Annotated in this window: 15 protein-coding genes; 7 read left to right on the plus strand and 8 right to left on the minus strand. The window is 67.5% G+C overall.

Annotation, left to right across the window (positions count from 1 at the left end; genetic code table 11):
- Nucleotides 1–107: 107 nt before the first annotated feature.
- Together ACTTAG_RS02360 and ACTTAG_RS02365 are read right to left on the minus strand one after the other, a co-directional pair.
- The gene (locus ACTTAG_RS02360; protein WP_444464007.1) at nt 108–2003 is read right to left on the minus strand and encodes a propionyl-CoA synthetase; all 1896 of its coding nucleotides are present in this window, start codon (nt 2001–2003) and stop codon (nt 108–110) included.
- A 202-nt stretch (nt 2004–2205) separates the two neighbouring features.
- On the minus strand, nt 2206–4485 hold the full coding sequence (locus ACTTAG_RS02365; RefSeq protein WP_444464008.1) for an NADP-dependent malic enzyme: 2280 nt from the start codon (nt 4483–4485) through the stop codon (nt 2206–2208).
- Between the two features lie 141 nt (nt 4486–4626).
- Between ACTTAG_RS02365 and ACTTAG_RS02370 the strand changes: the two genes are divergently transcribed.
- The 5 genes from ACTTAG_RS02370 (at nt 4627) to ACTTAG_RS02390 (ending at nt 9952) form a co-directional block, all read left to right on the plus strand.
- The gene (locus tag ACTTAG_RS02370; protein ID WP_444464009.1) at nt 4627–5019 is read left to right on the plus strand and encodes a cytidine deaminase; all 393 of its coding nucleotides are present in this window, start codon (nt 4627–4629) and stop codon (nt 5017–5019) included.
- Entirely contained in the window at nt 5019–6338 is a 1320-nt protein-coding gene (locus tag ACTTAG_RS02375; protein WP_444464010.1) for a thymidine phosphorylase, read from the plus strand. Before ACTTAG_RS02370 ends, ACTTAG_RS02375 begins: the two co-directional genes overlap by 1 nt.
- Nucleotides 6338–7549, plus strand: coding sequence for a phosphopentomutase (locus ACTTAG_RS02380; RefSeq protein ID WP_444464011.1), 1212 nt, complete (start codon nt 6338–6340; stop codon nt 7547–7549). The genes ACTTAG_RS02375 and ACTTAG_RS02380 overlap by 1 nt, the downstream gene beginning before the upstream one ends.
- Before the next feature lie 11 nt (nt 7550–7560).
- On the plus strand, nt 7561–8193 hold the full coding sequence (gene upp / locus ACTTAG_RS02385; protein WP_444464012.1) for a uracil phosphoribosyltransferase: 633 nt from the start codon (nt 7561–7563) through the stop codon (nt 8191–8193).
- 79 nt (nt 8194–8272) lie between these two features.
- Nucleotides 8273–9952, plus strand: coding sequence for an SPOR domain-containing protein (locus ACTTAG_RS02390; protein WP_444464013.1), 1680 nt, complete (start codon nt 8273–8275; stop codon nt 9950–9952).
- A 52-nt stretch (nt 9953–10004) separates the two neighbouring features.
- Here ACTTAG_RS02390 and ACTTAG_RS02395 read toward each other — a convergent pair whose 3' ends face one another.
- Complete coding sequence (locus ACTTAG_RS02395; protein WP_444464014.1) at nt 10005–11030, minus strand: hypothetical protein; 1026 nt, start codon at nt 11028–11030, stop codon at nt 10005–10007.
- Nucleotides 11031–11239: 209 nt separating this feature from the next.
- Between ACTTAG_RS02395 and ACTTAG_RS02400 the strand changes: the two genes are divergently transcribed.
- Together ACTTAG_RS02400 and ACTTAG_RS02405 are read left to right on the plus strand one after the other, a co-directional pair.
- Complete coding sequence (locus ACTTAG_RS02400) at nt 11240–12151, plus strand: DMT family transporter (protein ID WP_444464015.1); 912 nt, start codon at nt 11240–11242, stop codon at nt 12149–12151.
- A gap of 9 nt (nt 12152–12160) precedes the next feature.
- The gene (locus tag ACTTAG_RS02405; RefSeq protein WP_444464016.1) at nt 12161–12808 is read left to right on the plus strand and encodes a sulfotransferase family 2 domain-containing protein; all 648 of its coding nucleotides are present in this window, start codon (nt 12161–12163) and stop codon (nt 12806–12808) included.
- 5 nt (nt 12809–12813) lie between these two features.
- On the opposite strand, the gene ACTTAG_RS02410 is transcribed toward ACTTAG_RS02405, so the two are convergent.
- From ACTTAG_RS02410 to coaBC, 5 genes are all read right to left on the minus strand, one after another.
- Complete coding sequence (locus tag ACTTAG_RS02410; RefSeq protein WP_444464017.1) at nt 12814–13602, minus strand: amino acid ABC transporter permease; 789 nt, start codon at nt 13600–13602, stop codon at nt 12814–12816.
- Nucleotides 13599–14375, minus strand: coding sequence for a transporter substrate-binding domain-containing protein (locus tag ACTTAG_RS02415; protein WP_444464018.1), 777 nt, complete (start codon nt 14373–14375; stop codon nt 13599–13601). The genes ACTTAG_RS02410 and ACTTAG_RS02415 overlap by 4 nt, the downstream gene beginning before the upstream one ends.
- A gap of 60 nt (nt 14376–14435) precedes the next feature.
- Entirely contained in the window at nt 14436–15464 is a 1029-nt protein-coding gene (locus ACTTAG_RS02420) for a HesA/MoeB/ThiF family protein (protein WP_444464019.1), read from the minus strand.
- A 3-nt stretch (nt 15465–15467) separates the two neighbouring features.
- Complete coding sequence (gene dut, locus ACTTAG_RS02425; protein ID WP_444464020.1) at nt 15468–15935, minus strand: dUTP diphosphatase; 468 nt, start codon at nt 15933–15935, stop codon at nt 15468–15470.
- An 86-nt stretch (nt 15936–16021) separates the two neighbouring features.
- Entirely contained in the window at nt 16022–17218 is a 1197-nt protein-coding gene (coaBC, locus tag ACTTAG_RS02430) for a bifunctional phosphopantothenoylcysteine decarboxylase/phosphopantothenate--cysteine ligase CoaBC (RefSeq protein WP_444464021.1), read from the minus strand.
- Between the last annotated feature and the right edge of the window lie 39 nt (nt 17219–17257).

A 17257-nucleotide genomic window follows, 5' to 3' on the forward strand; every position in this document is an offset into this window, starting at 1 on the left:
GCAAATCAAGTCCCTAGAATCCGGGTCATCGAAAAGAAAAGGGAAAACGCACGCTATGCAGGAATGACGGCAAGGCCCCGCACGCGCAGGGCCTTGCCGGTGTCAGTTCAGGCGGCGGTGGCCGGATAGCCAATCGCTTTCAGCGCCGCGGTGATCTCGTCGAGAATCGCCGGATCGTCGATCGTGGCGGGCATCTTGTAGTCCTGCCCGTCGGCGATCTTCGCCATCGTGCCGCGCAGGATCTTGCCCGAGCGCGTCTTCGGCAGACGGTCGACGACGACCGCCAGCTTGAAGGCCGCAACCGGGCCGATCTGGTCGCGCACCAGCCGCACGCAGTCCTTGATCACCTCGGCATGCGGACGGGTGCAGCCCTTGGTCAGGCACAGGAAGCCCATCGGAAGCTGGCCCTTCAGCTCGTCGGCCACGCCGATGACGGCACATTCGGCCACATCCTTGTGCGAGGCCAGAACCTCTTCCATCGCCCCGGTCGAGAGACGGTGCCCCGCGACGTTGATCACGTCATCGGTGCGGGCCATGATGTAGACATAGCCGTCCTCGTCGATATAGCCCGCGTCGCCGGTTTCATAATAACCGGGGAAGTGCGACAGGTAGCTTTTCTTGAAGCGGTCGTCGGCATTCCACAGCGTCGGCAGTGTGCCGGGCGGCAGCGGCAGCTTGATCGCGATGGCGCCCAGCGTGCCCGGGGCCACCGGATGGCCGCCCTCGTCCAGCACCTGCACGTCATAGCCCGGCATCGGTTTGGTGGGCGAGCCGACCTTGACCGGCAACAGCTCGATGCCCAGCGGGTTGCCCGCAATGGCCCAGCCGGTTTCGGTCTGCCACCAGTGGTCGATCACCGGCACGCCCAGATGTTCCTGCGCCCATTTCACCGTTTCCGGGTCGGCCCGTTCGCCCGCGAGGAACAGCGCCTGCATCTCGTGCAGCTTGTAGCGCTTGATATATTCGCCGTTCGGGTCCTCGCGGCGGATCGCCCGCAGCGCGGTCGGCGCGGTGAAGAAGCTCTTGATGCGGTGGTTCTGGATGATCCGCCAGAACACGCCCGCATGCGGGGTGCCGACCGGCTTGCCCTCGAACACCACGGTGGTCGCCCCGGCCAGAAGCGGCGCGTAGCAGATATAGCTGTGGCCGACGACCCAACCCACGTCCGAGGCGGCCCAGAAGCGGTCCCCGGCCTCGATGTTGTAAATCGCCTTCATCGACCAGTTCAGCGCCACGAGATGCCCCGCGGTCGGCCGCACGACGCCCTTCGGCGCCCCGGTGGTGCCCGAGGTGTAAAGGATATAGGCCGGGTGGTTGCCCTCGACCGGGACGCATTCGGCCGGTTTCACGCCATACTGGAAGCCGTGCCAGCTGAAGTCGCGGCCCTCGACCAGCTTCGCAACCTCTTGTTCGCGCTGGAAGATGACGCAGAACTCGGGCTTGTGGTCGGCCATTTCGATGGCGGCGTCCAGAAGCGGCTTGTAATGCACGACGCGGCCCGGTTCCAGACCGCAAGAGGCCGCGATGATCGCCTTCGGCGTGCAGTCGTCGATCCGCACCGCCAGTTCGTGCGCCGCAAAGCCGCCGAACACGACCGAGTGGATGGCGCCGATCCGGGCGCAGGCCAGCATCGCCTCCAGCGCCTCGGGGATCATCGGCATGTAGATGATGACGCGATCGCCCTTTTCGACGCCGCGCATGCGCAGCGCGCCCGCAAGGCTCGACACCCGGGCCTGCAGTTCCTTGTAGGTGATGCCCTTGGTCGCATGGGTGATCGGGCTTTCATGCATGATCGCGATCTGATCGCCGCGACCGGCCAGAACGTGGCGGTCCACCGCGTTGTAGCAGGTGTTCACCATCGCATCGGCGAACCATTCCCCGGCCGGACCCTGCTCGAAATAGGCCTTGGAGGGGCTTTGCACCCAGTCGATGCCCTTGGCCGCATCCATCCAGAACCCTTCCGGGTCCGCCTGCCACGCGGAATAGACTTCCTTGTATCCCATGGTATCCCTCCTCCAAACTTGCAAGCTTGTTACGCAGGCGGAAAGGTTTGTGCAAGAATGTTACCGCCGCAGCTGCACGGTTGGCCCGAAAATTTGCAGAATGCGGCGGGGATTCCGCCGCAAACTTTTGCAAATGGTGTGCGTTTTTGAAGGCGGCCGCGAAAGCGAAGCGCGTTTTGCAAAGTCGCTTCACTTTGCAGCTTCAGCCGTAGGCGGCCACCGGGGTTCCGGCCAGCACGGCGACGTTCAAAAGCCCCCGCGTGGTGATCGAGGGGGTGACGATATGGGCGCGGTTCCCCATGCCCATCAGAATCGGCCCGACCTCCAGCCCGTTCGCCTTTGCCTTCAGGATGTTGCGCACCCCCGAGGCAGCATCGGTATTGGCAAAGACCAGCACATTCGCCGCGCCCTCAAGCCGCGATTCGGGCAAGAGCCGGGCGCGAATCTGCGGCTCCAGCGCGGCGTCGATATGCATTTCGCCCTCATAGACGAAATCGGGTTCGCGGGCATCGAGCCGTTCCAGCGCCGCGCGCATCCGCCGCCCGGAATCGGTGTCAAGGTTGCCGAACTGGCTGTGCGAACACAAAGCCACCTTGGGGGCCAGACCAAAGCGGCGCACATGCCGCGCCGCCGCCATCACCGTGGCGGTGATCTCCTCGGGCGTCGGCTCGTGATGCACATGGGTGTCGGCGATGAACAAGGGCCCGTCTTCAAGGATCATCAGGCTCAGCGCTCCGACCGGATGCAGCCCGCCCCGCGCCAGCACCTGCCGGACATAGTTCAGGTGCCACAGATATTGCCCGAACGTGCCGCAGATCAGGCTGTCGGCATCGCCCTGATGCACCATGATCGCGCCGATGGCGGTGGTGTTGGTGCGCAAGATCGCCCGGGCCAGATCGGGCGTCACGCCGCGCCGCGCCATCAGGCCGAAATAGGTCTCCCAATAGCTGCGATAGCGGGGGTCATGTTCGGGGTTCACCACCTCGAAATCGCGCCCGGGCACCAGCGAGAGCCCCGCCCGTTCCGCCCGCCGCTCGATCACCTCGGGGCGGCCGATAAGGATCGGTTTCACCGTGGTTTCCTCGATCATCGCCTGAGCCGCGCGCAGCACCCGCTCATCCTCGCCCTCGGCAAAGACGACGCGGCGGGCGGCGGTGGCGGCGGCTTCGAAGACCGGCCGCATGAGCAGCGACGAACGCACGACCGAGCCTTCAAGCTTGCGCCGATAGCCATCCAGATCCGCAATCGGCCGGGTGGCAACGCCGGTCTCCATCGCCGCCTTGGCGACGGCGGTCGAGACGGTGGCGATCAGGCGCGGGTCGAAGGGTTTCGGGATCAGGTAATCGGGTCCGAAGGTCAGCTTTTCGCCGCGATAGGCTGCGGCGGCCTCGGCCACGGTGGTGGCGCGGGCCAAGGCCGCGATCCCCTCGATGCAGGCGATCTGCATTTCGTCATTGATCGTTGTCGCCCCCACATCCAGCGCGCCGCGGAAGATGAAGGGGAAACACAGGACGTTGTTGACCTGATTGGGAAAATCGCTGCGGCCGGTGGCGATGATCGCCTCGGGCGCCACCGATCGCACGGCATCGGGCAGGATCTCGGGCGTCGGATTGGCCAGCGCGAAAACGATCGGCCGGGGCGCCATCCGCGCCACATGATCGGGGGTCAGCACGCCCGGACCGGAGAGGCCCAGAAACATGTCCGCCCCCTCGATCACGTCATCGAGCGTCCGCTTCGTCGTCGGCTGCGCGTAAGCGGCCTTGAGCGGGTTCATGTCGACCTCGCGGCCCTGATAAACGAGGCCGTGAATGTCGCAGAGCCAGACGTTTTCGCGCCGCACGCCCAGTTTCACCAGCATGTTCAGACAGGCGATCCCCGCCGCGCCGCCGCCGGTCGAGACGATCTTGATCTGATCGAACCGCTTGCCCGCGATGCGCAAGGCGTTCGTCGCCGCCGCGCCGACGACAATCGCCGTGCCGTGCTGATCGTCGTGAAAGACCGGGATCTTCATCCGCTCGCGGCAGATCCGCTCGACGATGAAACAATCCGGGGCCTTGATGTCCTCAAGGTTGATGGCGCCGAAACTCGGCTCCAGCGCGCAGACGAGATCGGCCAGTTTTTCCGGGTCGGGCTGGTTCACCTCGATGTCGAAAGCGTCGATATTGGCGAATTTCTTGAAGAGAACCGCCTTGCCCTCCATCACCGGCTTCGCGGCCAAGGGCCCGATATTGCCCAGCCCCAGAACGGCGGTGCCATTCGTCACCACAGCGACCAGATTGCCCCGGGCGGTGTAGCGCGCGGCCTCGGCCGGGTCGGCCTTGATCTCAAGGCAGGCCTCGGCCACGCCCGGCGAATAGGCGCGGCTCAGGTCCAGCCCGTTGGCAAGCGGCTTCGTGGCGCGGATTTCCAGCTTTCCGGGCTTCGGATATTCGTGATAATCCAGCGCCGGATGGCGCGCGGGCGGGTGACGTTCGTCGGTCATGAGCCTCTCCCTGAAGATGGTTCAGCCTTAAACCAATTCCAGATTGGCGGAAAGCGCTGATAGCGCAAGCAGGCACCCCCCTTGCGCTGCCCGGCGGCCCGGCGCAGGATCACCGCCGGAACCCTTTGCCGGAGGCGGATGATGTCGCTGCTCGATGCCGCGCGCGCGGTGCGCGAAAATGCCTATGCGCCCTATTCGAAATTCAAGGTGGGCGCGGCGGTGCGGGGGGCCTCGGGCACCGTTTACCGCGGCGTGAATGTCGAAAACGTCGCCTACCCCGAGGGCACCTGTGCCGAGGCGGGGGCGATTGCCGCGATGGTGGCGGCGGGCGAAACCGAACTGATCGAGGTGGCGGTGATCGCCGACAGCCCTTCGCCGGTGCCGCCCTGCGGCGGCTGTCGGCAGAAACTGGCCGAGTTCGGGCGGGCCGACGTGCCGGTGACGCTGGCCACCACGGCGGGGGCGCGGCTCGACACCACCATTGGCGATCTGCTGCCCGGTCGGTTCGACGCGCGCCACATGGACAATGTCTGATGGATGCCCGCACGATCATCATGGCGGTGCGTGACGGCGCCGGGCTTGCGCCCGAGGCGGCCGCATGGTTTGCGCGCGGTCTGGCCGATGGCACGGTGTCCGATGCGCAGGCCGGGGCTTTCGCGATGGCGGTCCTGTGCCGCGGCATCGGTCCTGCGGGCCGGGTGGCGCTGACGCAGGCGATGCGGGACTCGGGGCAGGTGGTGCGCTGGGATCTGCCCGGCCCGGTCGTGGACAAGCATTCGACGGGCGGCATCGGCGATTCCGTCTCGCTGCTGCTCGCCCCGGCGCTGGCGGCCTGTGGCGTCTATGTGCCGATGATCTCCGGGCGGGGGCTGGGCCATACCGGTGGCACGCTGGACAAGATGGAGTCCATTCCCGGTTACAAGTCGCTGCCCGGCATCGACGTTTTGCGCAAGGTCGTGGGAGAGGTCGGCTGCGCCATCATCGGCGCGACCGACGAAATCGCCCCCGCCGACAAGCGGCTTTACGGCATCCGCGACATCTCGGGCACGGTGGAAAGCATCGACCTGATCACGGCGTCCATCCTGTCGAAAAAGCTTGCCGTCGGGCTTGATGCGCTGGTGCTGGATGTCAAGGTCGGCTCCGGCGCCTTCATGGCAACGGTGGAAGACGCCCGGGCGCTGGCCGAAAGTCTGGTGAAGACGGCCAATGACGCGGGCTGCCGCACCTCGGCCTTGATGACCGACATGGATCAGAGCCTTGGGCAATCGGCGGGCAATGCGTTGGAGGTGCTGGAGGTGATGGAGACGCTGACCGGCACCTCGGTCAACGAGGCTTTGTGGGATGTGACCGCGGCTTTGGGCGGCGAGGTGCTGATGCTGGCGGGCAAGGCGGCAAGCCTTGACGACGGCGCGGCGCTGATCGACGCGGCGATCGAAAGCGGCCGGGCGGCCGAGAAATTCGGGCAGATGGTGGCGGCTTTGGGCGGGCCGTTCGATTTCGTCGAACGCTATCCCGACCGGTTGCCCGCCGCGCCGGTGATCCTGCCGGTGGCGGCGCCGCGGGCGGGTTATGTCGCGCGGGTGAATGGCCGGGCTTTGGGCGAGGCGGTGGTGCGGCTGGGTGGCGGTCGGCTGGTCGGATCGGACCGGATCAACCCCTCGGTCGGGCTGAGCGGGCTTGTGATGATCGGCGCGGATGTCGGCCCCGGCGAGGCTTTGGCGCTGGTCCATGCCCCCGATCAGGCCCGGGCCGAGCGGGCGGCGGCGGCGGTGCTGGCGGCCTATCAGCTGTCGGAAACCCCGCCCGAGGAACCGCCGCTGATCCACTGCCGGATCGGACCGGAGGACATGTGATGGCCCGTGCCTTTCTGATCGTGATGGATTCCGTGGGTATTGGCGGCGCCCCGGATGCAGGGTCGTTTTTCAACGAAGAGCGCCCGGATACTGGCGCGAACACGCTTGCCCATATTGCCGAAGCCTGTGCCGAGGGCCTGGCGGAGGAGGGTCGGTCAGGTCCGCTCAAGCTGCCGCATCTGGATGCGCTTGGCCTTTCGGCGGCGGTGGAGCTGGCCAGCGGCACGCGTCCGGCCGGGCTTGGGGCGGCGCCGCAGGGCCTGTGGGGCGCCGCGACGGAAGTTTCGCGCGGCAAGGACACGCCTTCGGGCCATTGGGAGCTGGCGGGCGTGCCGGTGCCCTGGGACTGGCATTATTTCCTTGAAACGAAAGACAGTTTTCCGCACGATCTGGTGGAATTTGTCGCCAAGGCCGCGGGCACCGAGGGCATTCTTGGCAACTGCCACGCCCCGGGAACGGCGATCATCGAGCGGCTTGGGGCAGAGCATCTGCGCACGGGTTGGCCGATTTGCTACACCTCGGCCGACAGCGTCTTTCAGATCGCTGCCCACGAGGAAAGCTTCGGGCTCGACCGCCTCTTGCAGCTGTGCCGCGACGTGGCCCCCCGCCTGCATGCGATGAAGGTGGGCCGCGTCATCGCGCGGCCCTTCACCGGCACCCCCGGCGCCTTTCTTCGCACCCCGAACCGACGCGATTTTGCCATTGCCCCGCCCGCGCCCACGCTGCTGGATTGGGTCGAGGGCGCGGGCCGCATCACCCATGCCATCGGCAAGATCGGCGACATCTTTTCCCATCGCGGCATCACCCATCTGCACAAGGGCAAGAACGATGCCGATCTGATGGAGCATCTGATCCGCCTGGGCGATCAGGCGGAAGAAGGCAGCCTGACCTTCGCCAATTTCGTCGAATTCGACAGTCTCTGGGGGCATCGGCGCGACGTGTCGGGCTATGCAAGGGCGCTCGAATGGTTCGACGCCTGTCTGGGCCGCTTCCTGCCCGCCCTGCGCCCGGGCGATCTGGCGCTCTTCACCGCCGATCACGGCAACGATCCCACATGGTCGGGCACCGATCACACCCGCGAACGGGTGCCGGTGCTGGGTCACGGGCTTGGCTTGCGTCCGGTGGGGCAGGTCGCCTATGCCGATATCGGCGCCTCGGTCGCGGCGCATCTGGGGGTGGCCTCCCAAGGCCCCGGCCGCAGTTTTCTTTGAAAGGACAGACCATGGATCAACAGGTCACCGTCGTCGATCATCCGCTGGTGCAGCATAAATTGACGCTGATGCGGGAAAAGGACACCTCCACCGCCTCCTTCCGCCAGCTTCTGCGCGAAATCAGCCTGCTTCTGGCCTATGAGGTCACGCGCGGCCTTGATCTGACCACGAAGCGGATCAACACGCCGCTGTGCGAGATGGACGCGCCGATCCTTGAGGGCAAGAAGCTGGCGCTGATCTCGATCCTGCGGGCGGGCAACGGGCTTCTGGATGGCATTCTGGAGCTGATCCCGGCGGCGCGGGTGGGGTTTGTCGGGCTTTACCGCGATCCCGAGACGCTGCAGCCGGTGCAATATTACTGCAAGGTGCCCGCGGAACTGGAAGACCGGATGGTGATCGTCGTCGATCCGATGCTGGCCACGGGCAATTCCTCGGCCGCGGCGGTGCAACTGATGAAGGACAAGGGCGCGAAGAACATCCGCTTCCTGTGCCTGCTTGCCGCCCCCGAAGGCATCGCGCGGATGCGCGAGGCGCATCCGGATGTGCCGATCGTCACGGCGTCCATCGACAGCCATCTGAACGATCACGGTTATATCGTGCCGGGTCTAGGGGATGCGGGCGACCGGATGTTCGGCACCAAATAGCCGAAGAGGCCGCGGCCGATTTTCCTTTACTCTGCAACAATTGTGCTGCAGTTTTTCCGAAAGATCATCGGGGGATGACATGCGGCGGTATGGTTGGTTGATGGCGGCGACGGCAGTCGTGGCCATGATGGGTGGCACGGCCGCCTTTGCAGAGATGGATATCAACGGCCCGGCCGATGTGCCGCCCCTGTCCTACAAGGGGCGGCAATATGTCGACAGCGCCGGCTGCGTCTTCGTGCGCGCGGGCTATGGCGGCACGGTGAATTGGGTGCCGCGGGTCGATCGGGCGAAGAAACAGCTGTGCGGCTACAAGCCCACCTTCCAGAACGGCGAGCCGGTGCTGGATGTGGCCCGGGTTGCCCCGCCCGCAACCCCCGCCCCGGCTGTGCCGCCGGTGAAGCCCGCGGTCCTTGCCGCCGCGCCTGCGCCGGTGACGCCGCCCGCCCCGGTCGTGCCGGTGCGGCGGTCGCAATCGCCGTTCGAGCCGACACCTTTCGTCGGCAAGCCGATGGAGACCATCGCCACCACCGACACCCCGCCGCGGATCGGGCGCGCCGCCGCCGCACCGGTGCAAAGCCCGAAACCTGCCCCGGTCGCCGCGCCGCCTTTGCAGGTTGCCGTCGCCCCGGCGCCCGCGCAGCCCTTGCGGGTCGCGGCCGCCCCGGCGCCCGCTCCGGTCGCTGCCGCGGCAGCGGCGCCGACACGTTCGGCCTATGTCTCGCCCTATGCGCTGGACGGCGGCTTCGCGCCCGCCACGCCTGCGGCGGCGCCGGGCGCCGTGCGCTATCACAACACCCTGCCGTTGCCGACGCCGGTTGCCATCACCGGCACAAGCCGCGCCGATGTCGCCACCACCGCCTGCCCGGCGGGCACCGTTTCGGCACAGCGCTATCTGCTGTCGGACGGGCGTTCGGTGGTGCGCTGCGGCGGGGCGGCGGAAAATCCGGCCGATTTCATCAATGCCGCCGCCGTACCCGGGCTGGTCGTGAGCTCGGCGCCGATGGTGGGGGGCGCGGGCTATGGCGCCTCTGTCGGCGCGCCGGGCGGCGCTCCGGTTTCTGTCACCGCGCCGATGATCGGTGGCACCGGCTATGGCGTCGGCGCGACGCCGCAACAGGCCTATGCCGCCGCAAGCCCCTATGCGCTGGGCGGCGGGGCGATGGCGGTTTCCGGGCGGGCCTCTTCGGGCGGTTATGACCCCGGACCGGTGGCGCTGCGCATGCCGTCGGGCCAGACGACGCTGACCCCGATCGCCGCGGCAACGCAGATCGGCCCGACCGGCTATGCCCCGGCCTTCGAGGACGGGCGGCTCAATCCCTTCCGCGGGCCGCGCACGGCGATGGGCGATGCCGAACAGGGCGTGATGTGGACGAACGAGGTTCCGGCGCGGCGGGTGACCGAGCGCACCCCGGACCGTAAACGCATCGTTCCGGCCGAAGCTGGCGTGACCCTTGCCCCCGCCTATGCCGCCCCCTATCTGCCCGTCACGGCCGCGGTGCGGGTGTCGTCGAAATCCACCCCCGCAGCCGTCAGCGCGCAGCCACAGGCCGCCGGGCCGCGCTATGTGCAGGTGGGCGTTTTCGCCGTGGCCGAGAATGCCGCCGCCGCCAAGGCGCGTCTGGCCGCGGCCGGTCTGCCGGTGGCGTCGTCGACGAATGGCCGCGGGCGGACGATGGTTCTGGCCGGTCCCTTCGCCGATGCGCGTCAGGCGCTGGCCCAGGTGCGCGGGGCGGGCTTCGGGGATGCGATCCTGCGCTGAAGAGTGTCGGCGTAGGGTTCAGGGGCGGTCCCTTGGGCCGCCCTTTTCCGTTTCAGGAACAGATATCCTTCAGTGCCAGCCATTGATCGTCGGCCAGAACCGGTTCGGGCGCGGGGGCGCCGCGGAACGGGTCCGCCTCGATCAGGCCCAGCGCCGCCTCGCCGGTCGGGTCGATCGCATAGGCATAGGGCGTCGAGGACACGCCCGCCGCCCGGAACGCTTCCAGCAGCGCCTCGGTCTCGGTCTCGCTGCGCGCGGTGGCCGTGGGCGCGGCCAGCACCACCTCGCCATAGCCGCGCAGCCGGTCGGCGGGCAGATCCCCCGTCGTCAGCAATGTCAGCGCCGCGCGGCTGCCCGCCCAGTGCAGCGCCGCATGCAGCGGATTTTCCACCGCCTGCGCCTGCTGGGCCGACAGGATCGCCCCGGCGGCCACCTCGGGCGTGTCGGGGCCGCTCAGCGTGTCGGTGCCCAGCGCCACCACCCCGCCGGGCAGGATCCGCGCCCCCGCCAGCCCGCGCGGCAGCACCGCGATTTCGGTGATCCCCTGCAGCCGGGCCGCCAGCGCCTCCAGCGCGGCATCCCCCCCGGTCGAGTGACAGGCCACCCCGGTCGTGCGTTCCATGTCGCGCAGCACCATCCGGCCGATATCGGTGCGCTTGGCCCCCGGCACCACCCGCGCCGCCTGATCGACCAGCGCGCCCGGCAGCCACAAAGGCCCCCCAAGCGCCAGCGCCACCAGTGACAGGCTCCAGCCGATCCGCCGCAGCCGCCCCGGATGCGGGCGCCGGGCCTCAAGCACCGCCTGCACCTTTTCGATCGCCTCGACCATCAGATCGTCGCCGATTTCAAGCTCTTCGCCCGGCTCCTCGGAGGCGCCGTAAACCGCAGGCTTCGCCCCCGGATTGCGCCGGATCAGCGCGGCCAGCGACCAATGCGCCAAAGCCCGGTCGGAAAGATTGTCGCGGATCACCAGCGTCGCATCGCCCAGCGACAGCAGCACCAGCCGCCGCTGCGCCTGCGGCGTGTCCCGCCACAGACCCTGCGCGGTAAGCATTTCATATTGCGGCAGCGCGGTCATGTCTGGCTTCGACTATGGCTAGAGGCTTTTACACTCGTCACCTCAAAGAATAGCGAAAGGGGCCCCGGGGTCAATCGCGTGATTCGCCGCCCCGGGCCGCGGCCGCAAAAGGTCGTTTCCGTGCCGAATGTCGCTTGCGGTGTCGGGATTGGACGCGCCAAGCCGGGGCCGGGGCGTCACAGATTGGGCAGGGACAGGGAGCAGCCGCAATGACGGGCAAGAACCACACCGCGCAGGCCGCGGCGGCGATATCGGCCTATGCGCTGATCATCGGCTTCACCGACAATTATGTGCGCGTCATCGCCGCGGAAATCGGTCTGTGGCAGTTCCATCTGACGCGCTCGCTGATGGTGGCGGGGCTGCTTTTGGCGGCGGTGCCGCTGTTCCGGCTGGATCTGCGGCCGCGCAACTTTCGCGCCGTCGCCGCGCGCTCGATCGTGCATGGGGTGGCGATGCTGTGCTATTTCGGCAGCCTCGGCTTTCTGCCGGTGCCGCAGGTGGCGGCGGGGCTTTTCACCGCGCCGATCTTCGTTCTGCTGATCACCCGCTTCGTCTATGGCGAGCGCATCGGTCTGGTCCGCATCCTTGCCGTCGCGGTGGGTTTTGCGGGCATCTTGCTGGTGCTGGGCCCCGAGGCGGCGCGGCTCGGCCCGGCCGCGGCCATTCCGGTTCTGGGCGGCGCGCTTTACGCGCTGGGCAATATCGCCACGCAGCGCTGGTGCCCGGGCGAGGGGGCGGTGACGCTGACCGCCGGCTTCTTTGCCATGCTGGGGGTGCTGGGCGCGGCCGGGCTGGGGTTGCTGACGCTTTTCCCAAGCCTTGGTGCGGCGGCGGGAGAGGGGCCCTTGACCTTCATCCTGCGCGGCCCGGCGCTGCCCTCGGGCACGGTCCTGTTCTGGGTCTTCGCGCAGGCTTTGGGCTCGCTTGTGGCGGTCAGTCTGATGGTCCGGGGCTATCAGCTGGCCGATGCCACCCGCGCCGCCGTCTTCGAATATGTCGTGCTGCCCGCGGCGGCGCTTTGGGGCTTTCTGCTCTGGGGCGAGGTGCCCGGTCTGCGCGAATGGGCGGGGATGGGGCTGATCTGGCTGGCAGGGGTCGCGATTGTCCTGCGGGGGCGCTAATCTGTCTGCATGATCGTATCCCCGGGCCGCCGCTTCATCTTTGTCCATATCCCGAAGACCGGGGGCACGGCGCTGGCGCTGGCGCTGGAGGCGCGGGCGAAGGCCGATGACATCCTGATCGGCGACACGCCGAAGGCGCGGCGGCGCAAGGCTCGGCTTGCCGGGGTGACGACGGCGGGGCGGCTTTGGAAACATGCGACGCTGGCGGACGGGATCGGGCTTTACACCGAAACGCAGGCGCGGGATTGGTTCACCTTTACCCTGGTGCGCAACCCCTGGGACCGGATGGTGAGCTATTACCACTGGCTGCGGGGGCAAGGCTTTGCCCATCCGGCGGTGACTTTGGCGCAAAGGCTTGATTTTGCGGGTTTTGTGACCCATCCGCAGATTGCCGCCTCGATCGCGGCAACGCCCTATGGAAGCTATCTGCGGCTCGCCGACGGGACCGAGGCCGCCACCGCCTTTTTGCGGCTGGAACATCTGCAGGAGGACGGCGCCGCGCTGGAGGCGCATCTGGGCTTTCGGCTGTTTCCGCTCGCCCGCGCCAATGCCTCGGACCGGCGGGCGGATTGGCGTTTCTATTACGACGACGACACCGCCGAAGCGGTGGCAAGGATCGCCGCCGCCGATATCGCCCGTTTCGGCTATGCGTTCTGAACCGCTCAGTCCCGCTCGGGGGCGCCGCGCTTGCGCAGATGCGCTTCAAGCTTGCGCAGCAGCAGCGACAGGGTGATGGTCATCGCCAGATAGATCAGCGCGACGACATTATAGGTCTCGAAATAGCGGAAATTCCCCGCCGCCGTGACCTTGCCCAGCTGGGTGATATCGGCCACGCCCAGCACCGAGACCAGCGAGCTGTCCTTCACCATCGCCACGAAATCATTGCCCAAAGGCGGCAGAACGGTGCGGAAGGCCTGCGGAAAGACGATCAGCCGGAACCGCAGCCAGCCGCCCAGACCCAGCGCCTTGGCCGCCTCGATCTGCCCGCGCTCGACGGACAGCAGACCGGCGCGGAAGACCTCGGCCAGAAAGGCGGCATAGGCGAGGATCAGCGCCAGCACCGCCCGGGCCAGCAGCGGGAAATCCCGCACCGAAATCTCGGGCAAGCCCAGCGCATTCCAGCCCGCTACCACCGCAGGCACCAGCGCGAAGGCGACGTAAAGCAAAAGCACGATGATCGGAACGCCGCGGATCACCTCGGTGTAAAACCGCGCCAGTTGCCGCCAGATCAGTTGGCGCGAGAGCGAGGCGACGGCGAGGAGAAGCCCCAGCACCAGCGCGCCCGCAAAGGCCACAAGCGTCACGAAAACCGTGACGCCGATGCCCTTTGACAGGGTGGCAAAGATCTTCGCATGCAGCGGATCGGCGGCGACCGCCCCGCCCACCCCAAGGGCGGCAACGCCCAGCGCCACCAGCCACCAGGGAAAATCGCGGTCAGGGGCCGAGCTCATTCCCCCATCTTGTAGTCAAGGAACCACTTCTTGTTCAGCGCCGCGATCGTGCCATCGGCCTGCATCTCGGCAATCGCCGCATTGACCGGCGCCACAAGATCGGAGCCCTTGGGGAAGATGAAGCCGAAATCCTCGGCCCCGAGTTTCTCGCCCACGATCTTCAACGCGCCGTCCGAGGCCCGGGCATAGCCCTCGCCCGCGGTGGAATCGGTCAGGACCAGATCGACATCGCCGCCGCGCAGCGCCTCGACCCCCGCGCCGAAGGTCTCGAACATCTTGATGCGGGGGTTCGCTTCGTTGCCGTCCAGAACCTCGTAGACGCCGACGTAAAACGGCGTCGTGCCCGGCTGCGCCGCCATCAGCAGATCGGGATTGGCGGCGAAGCTTTTCGCATCGCTGAAGCGGGTCTCGTCGCCGCGCACCAGCATGATCATTTCGGACCGCATATAGGGATCGGAGAAATCCACCGCGGTCTTGCGGTCGTCGCGAATGGTGATGCCGGTCATGCCGATGTCATATTGCCCGGCGGAAACCCCCGGGATCATCGCATCCCAGCTGGAATGTTCATAGCTCACGGTCATGTTCAGCCGCTTCGCCATCTCGGCCATGGCGTCATATTCCCAGCCGACATGGGCGCCCGCGGCATCGACGAATTGCAGCGGCGGATAGGCGTCCTCGGTCACCACGGTCACAGTTCGGCCCGCCAGATCGGGCAATTGGGCAAGGGCAGGAGAGGCGGCAAGAAGCGCAGCGGCAAGCAGGGGCAGTTTCATCGGAAAGCTCCGGTTGAGGGATCGGTTCACGCTATTCCTGGGGCCGGGGGCTGTCCAGCCTCAGCCGCCGCAGACCGGGCAGGCGGGATCGCGGCACACCGCGATGGTGCGGTTTTCGCCATGCAACGCGTCGATCAGCTGCAATTTGCCGCGCAGGGGGGTGCCCGCCCCGGTGATCTCCTTGATCGCCTCGGCCGCCATCTTCGTGCCCAGAATGCCGGGCAGGGCCGCCATCACGCCGCCCTCGGCGCAGGTGGGGGCAAGGCCGGGGCCGGGGGCTTTCGGGAAGAGGCAGGCCAGACAGGGGCCTCCGGTCGCGGGGTGATACAGGCTGATCTGCCCCTCCCATTGCGAGATCGCGGCGGAAATCAGCGGCTTGGCGGCGGCGACACAGGCGCGGTTGACCAGCTGCCTTGTCTCGAAATCGTCGCAGCCATCGAGCACCAGATCATACTCCGCGATCAGATCCGCGGCGATGTCCTCGGTCAGGCGGCGGTGATAGGGCTTGACGGTGATGAAGGGGTTCAGCGCTTTCAGCGCCGCCTCGGCCGCGAAAACCTTCGGCTTGCCGATATCATCGTCGCGAAACAGAACCTGCCGCTGCAGGTTCGAATTGGAGACCGCGTCATGGTCGATCACCCCCAGCGTGCCGACGCCCGCGGCACTCAGGTAAAGCAGCGCGGGCGATCCCAGCCCGCCCGCCCCCACCACCAGCACGCGGGCGGATTTCAGCCGCCGCTGCCCGGTGCCGCCGATCTCGCGCAGAAGCAGATGGCGGGAATAGCGGCCCAGTTCGGCCTTGGAAAACGGTCCTTCGGCGGGGGCATCGGGCACCACCGCGCGGGCGCGCAGCCGCGCCAGAGCCCAGCGATAGGCCTGCACCAGCGCGGCCACGACCCCAAGGCCGATCCAGCCGGGCAGAGAGCCGCCGATCAGCGCGGGCAAGGGATGCGCCGGGTCGGGAAAGAGCAGATGCACCAGCACGAAGGCGCCCCAAAGCACCGCGAGCGTTCCCCACAAAAGCCCCGCGGGGGCGCGCAGTTTCCAGCCAAGGGCGGCGATCACGGCCAGCAGGATCAGCCCGGTCATCGCTCAGCCCTTGCCGGTGGAGCCGAAACCGCCCGTGCCGCGCGCCGTCTCGCCCAGATCCGTGGCGGCCTCATAGCGGGCCTGCACAACGGGGGCGATGATGGCCTGCGCCACCCGCTCGCCATGCCGGATCGTGTAAGCCTCGGCGCCGAAATTGATCATCAACACGCCAAGGGGGCCGCGATAATCGCTGTCGATGGTGCCGGGCGCGTTCGGCATGCCCATCCCGTGCTTGAAGGCCAGCCCGGAGCGCGGCCGGATCTGCATCTCGAACCCCTCGGGGATTTCGACGCGCAGCCCGGTCGGCACGATCGCGCGGCCCATTGGCGCCAGCACCAGCCCGTTCGCGCGGATCTCGGGCGGCAGGTTGGCGCGAATATCCGCCCCGGCGGCGCCATGGGTTTCGTAGCTCGGCAGCGCCACCTCCGGGTCGGCCCAGTCCTCGCGCAGCACCTTGATGATCGGCGTCATGCCTGCCCCTTCCGTTTTCTTTCGCGTATTTGGACCAAGAAAAAACCCGTTGCTTTTTCTTGGCGCAAATACGCCCTTTCGCCCTGTCAGCTTGCGCCAAGCGCGGTTGCAATGCGCAAGGCCAGCCTGCGGGCCACCTCGTCCTTGCCCATCCGCGGCCAGGTCTCGGCGCCGGTGTCGTCCAGAATCGTCACCGCGTTTTCACTGCCGCCCATGATGCCCGTGGCCGGGCTGACGTCATTCGCCACGATCCAGTCGCAGCCCTTGCGGGCGCGTTTCGCCGTCGCATGGGCTTCGACATTCTCGGTCTCGGCGGCAAAGCCCACCACCAGCCGCGGCCGCCCGGTCGCCAGCTTCGACACGGTGGCCAGAATGTCCGGGTTTTCGGCAAAACTCAGCGTGGGCGCCTGACCCGAGCCGTCCTTCTTCATCTTCTGAAGGCTCGCATTTTCCACCCGCCAATCGGCGACGGCCGCGGCAAAGATCGCCGCCTCGGCGGGCAGGGCACTCTGCACCGCGGCCAGCATCTCGCGCGCGGTTTCAACCCGCACCACCCTTACCCCCGCGGGCGGCGGCACGGTCGCCGGGCCGGTCACAAACGTCACATCGGCGCCCAGATCGCGCAGCGCCGCCGCCAAGGCCGTGCCCTGCGCCCCCGAGGAGCGGTTGGCGATATAGCGCACCGGGTCGATCGGCTCATGTGTCGGGCCCGAGGTCACCAGCACATGCCGCCCCTTGAGCGGCCCTTCGGTCAGCGCGGTTTGAATGGCGGCCAAAATCTCGGCCGGTGCTGCCATCCGGCCCATCCCGTATTCGCCGCAGGCCATGTCGCCCGCATTCGGGCCGACAGTCAGAACGCCATCGGCCTGAAGCTGCTTCAGGTTCCGCTGCGTCGCCGGATGCTGCCACATCCGCACATTCATCGAGGGCGCGATCAGCACCCGCTTGTCCGTCGCCAGCAGCAGCGTCGAGGCCAGATCGCCCGCCAGCCCCGCCGCCATCTTCGCCATCAGATCGGCGGTCGCAGGCGCCACCACCACCAGATCGGCGGCGCGGCTGAGCTGGATATGGCCGATCTCGGCCTCATGCGTCAGATCGAACAGCGCCGTATGCGCGGCCTCGCCCGCGAGCGACGACACCGACAGCGGCGTGACGAATTCCGCCCCGGCTTTCGTCAGGACCGGGGTCACGGCAAAGCCCGCGCCGCGCAAGAGCCGGATCAGTTCCGGCGCCTTCACCGCCGCGATGCCGCCGCCGATGATCAGCAGAATCCGTTTTGCCATGCGCCCCTCCGGTTTTGCCAAGCTGTAGGGCGGCAGGGC

The organism is Rhodobacter capsulatus (genome assembly GCF_052363185.1).
GTDB lineage: Bacteria > Pseudomonadota > Alphaproteobacteria > Rhodobacterales > Rhodobacteraceae > Rhodobacter > Rhodobacter capsulatus_E.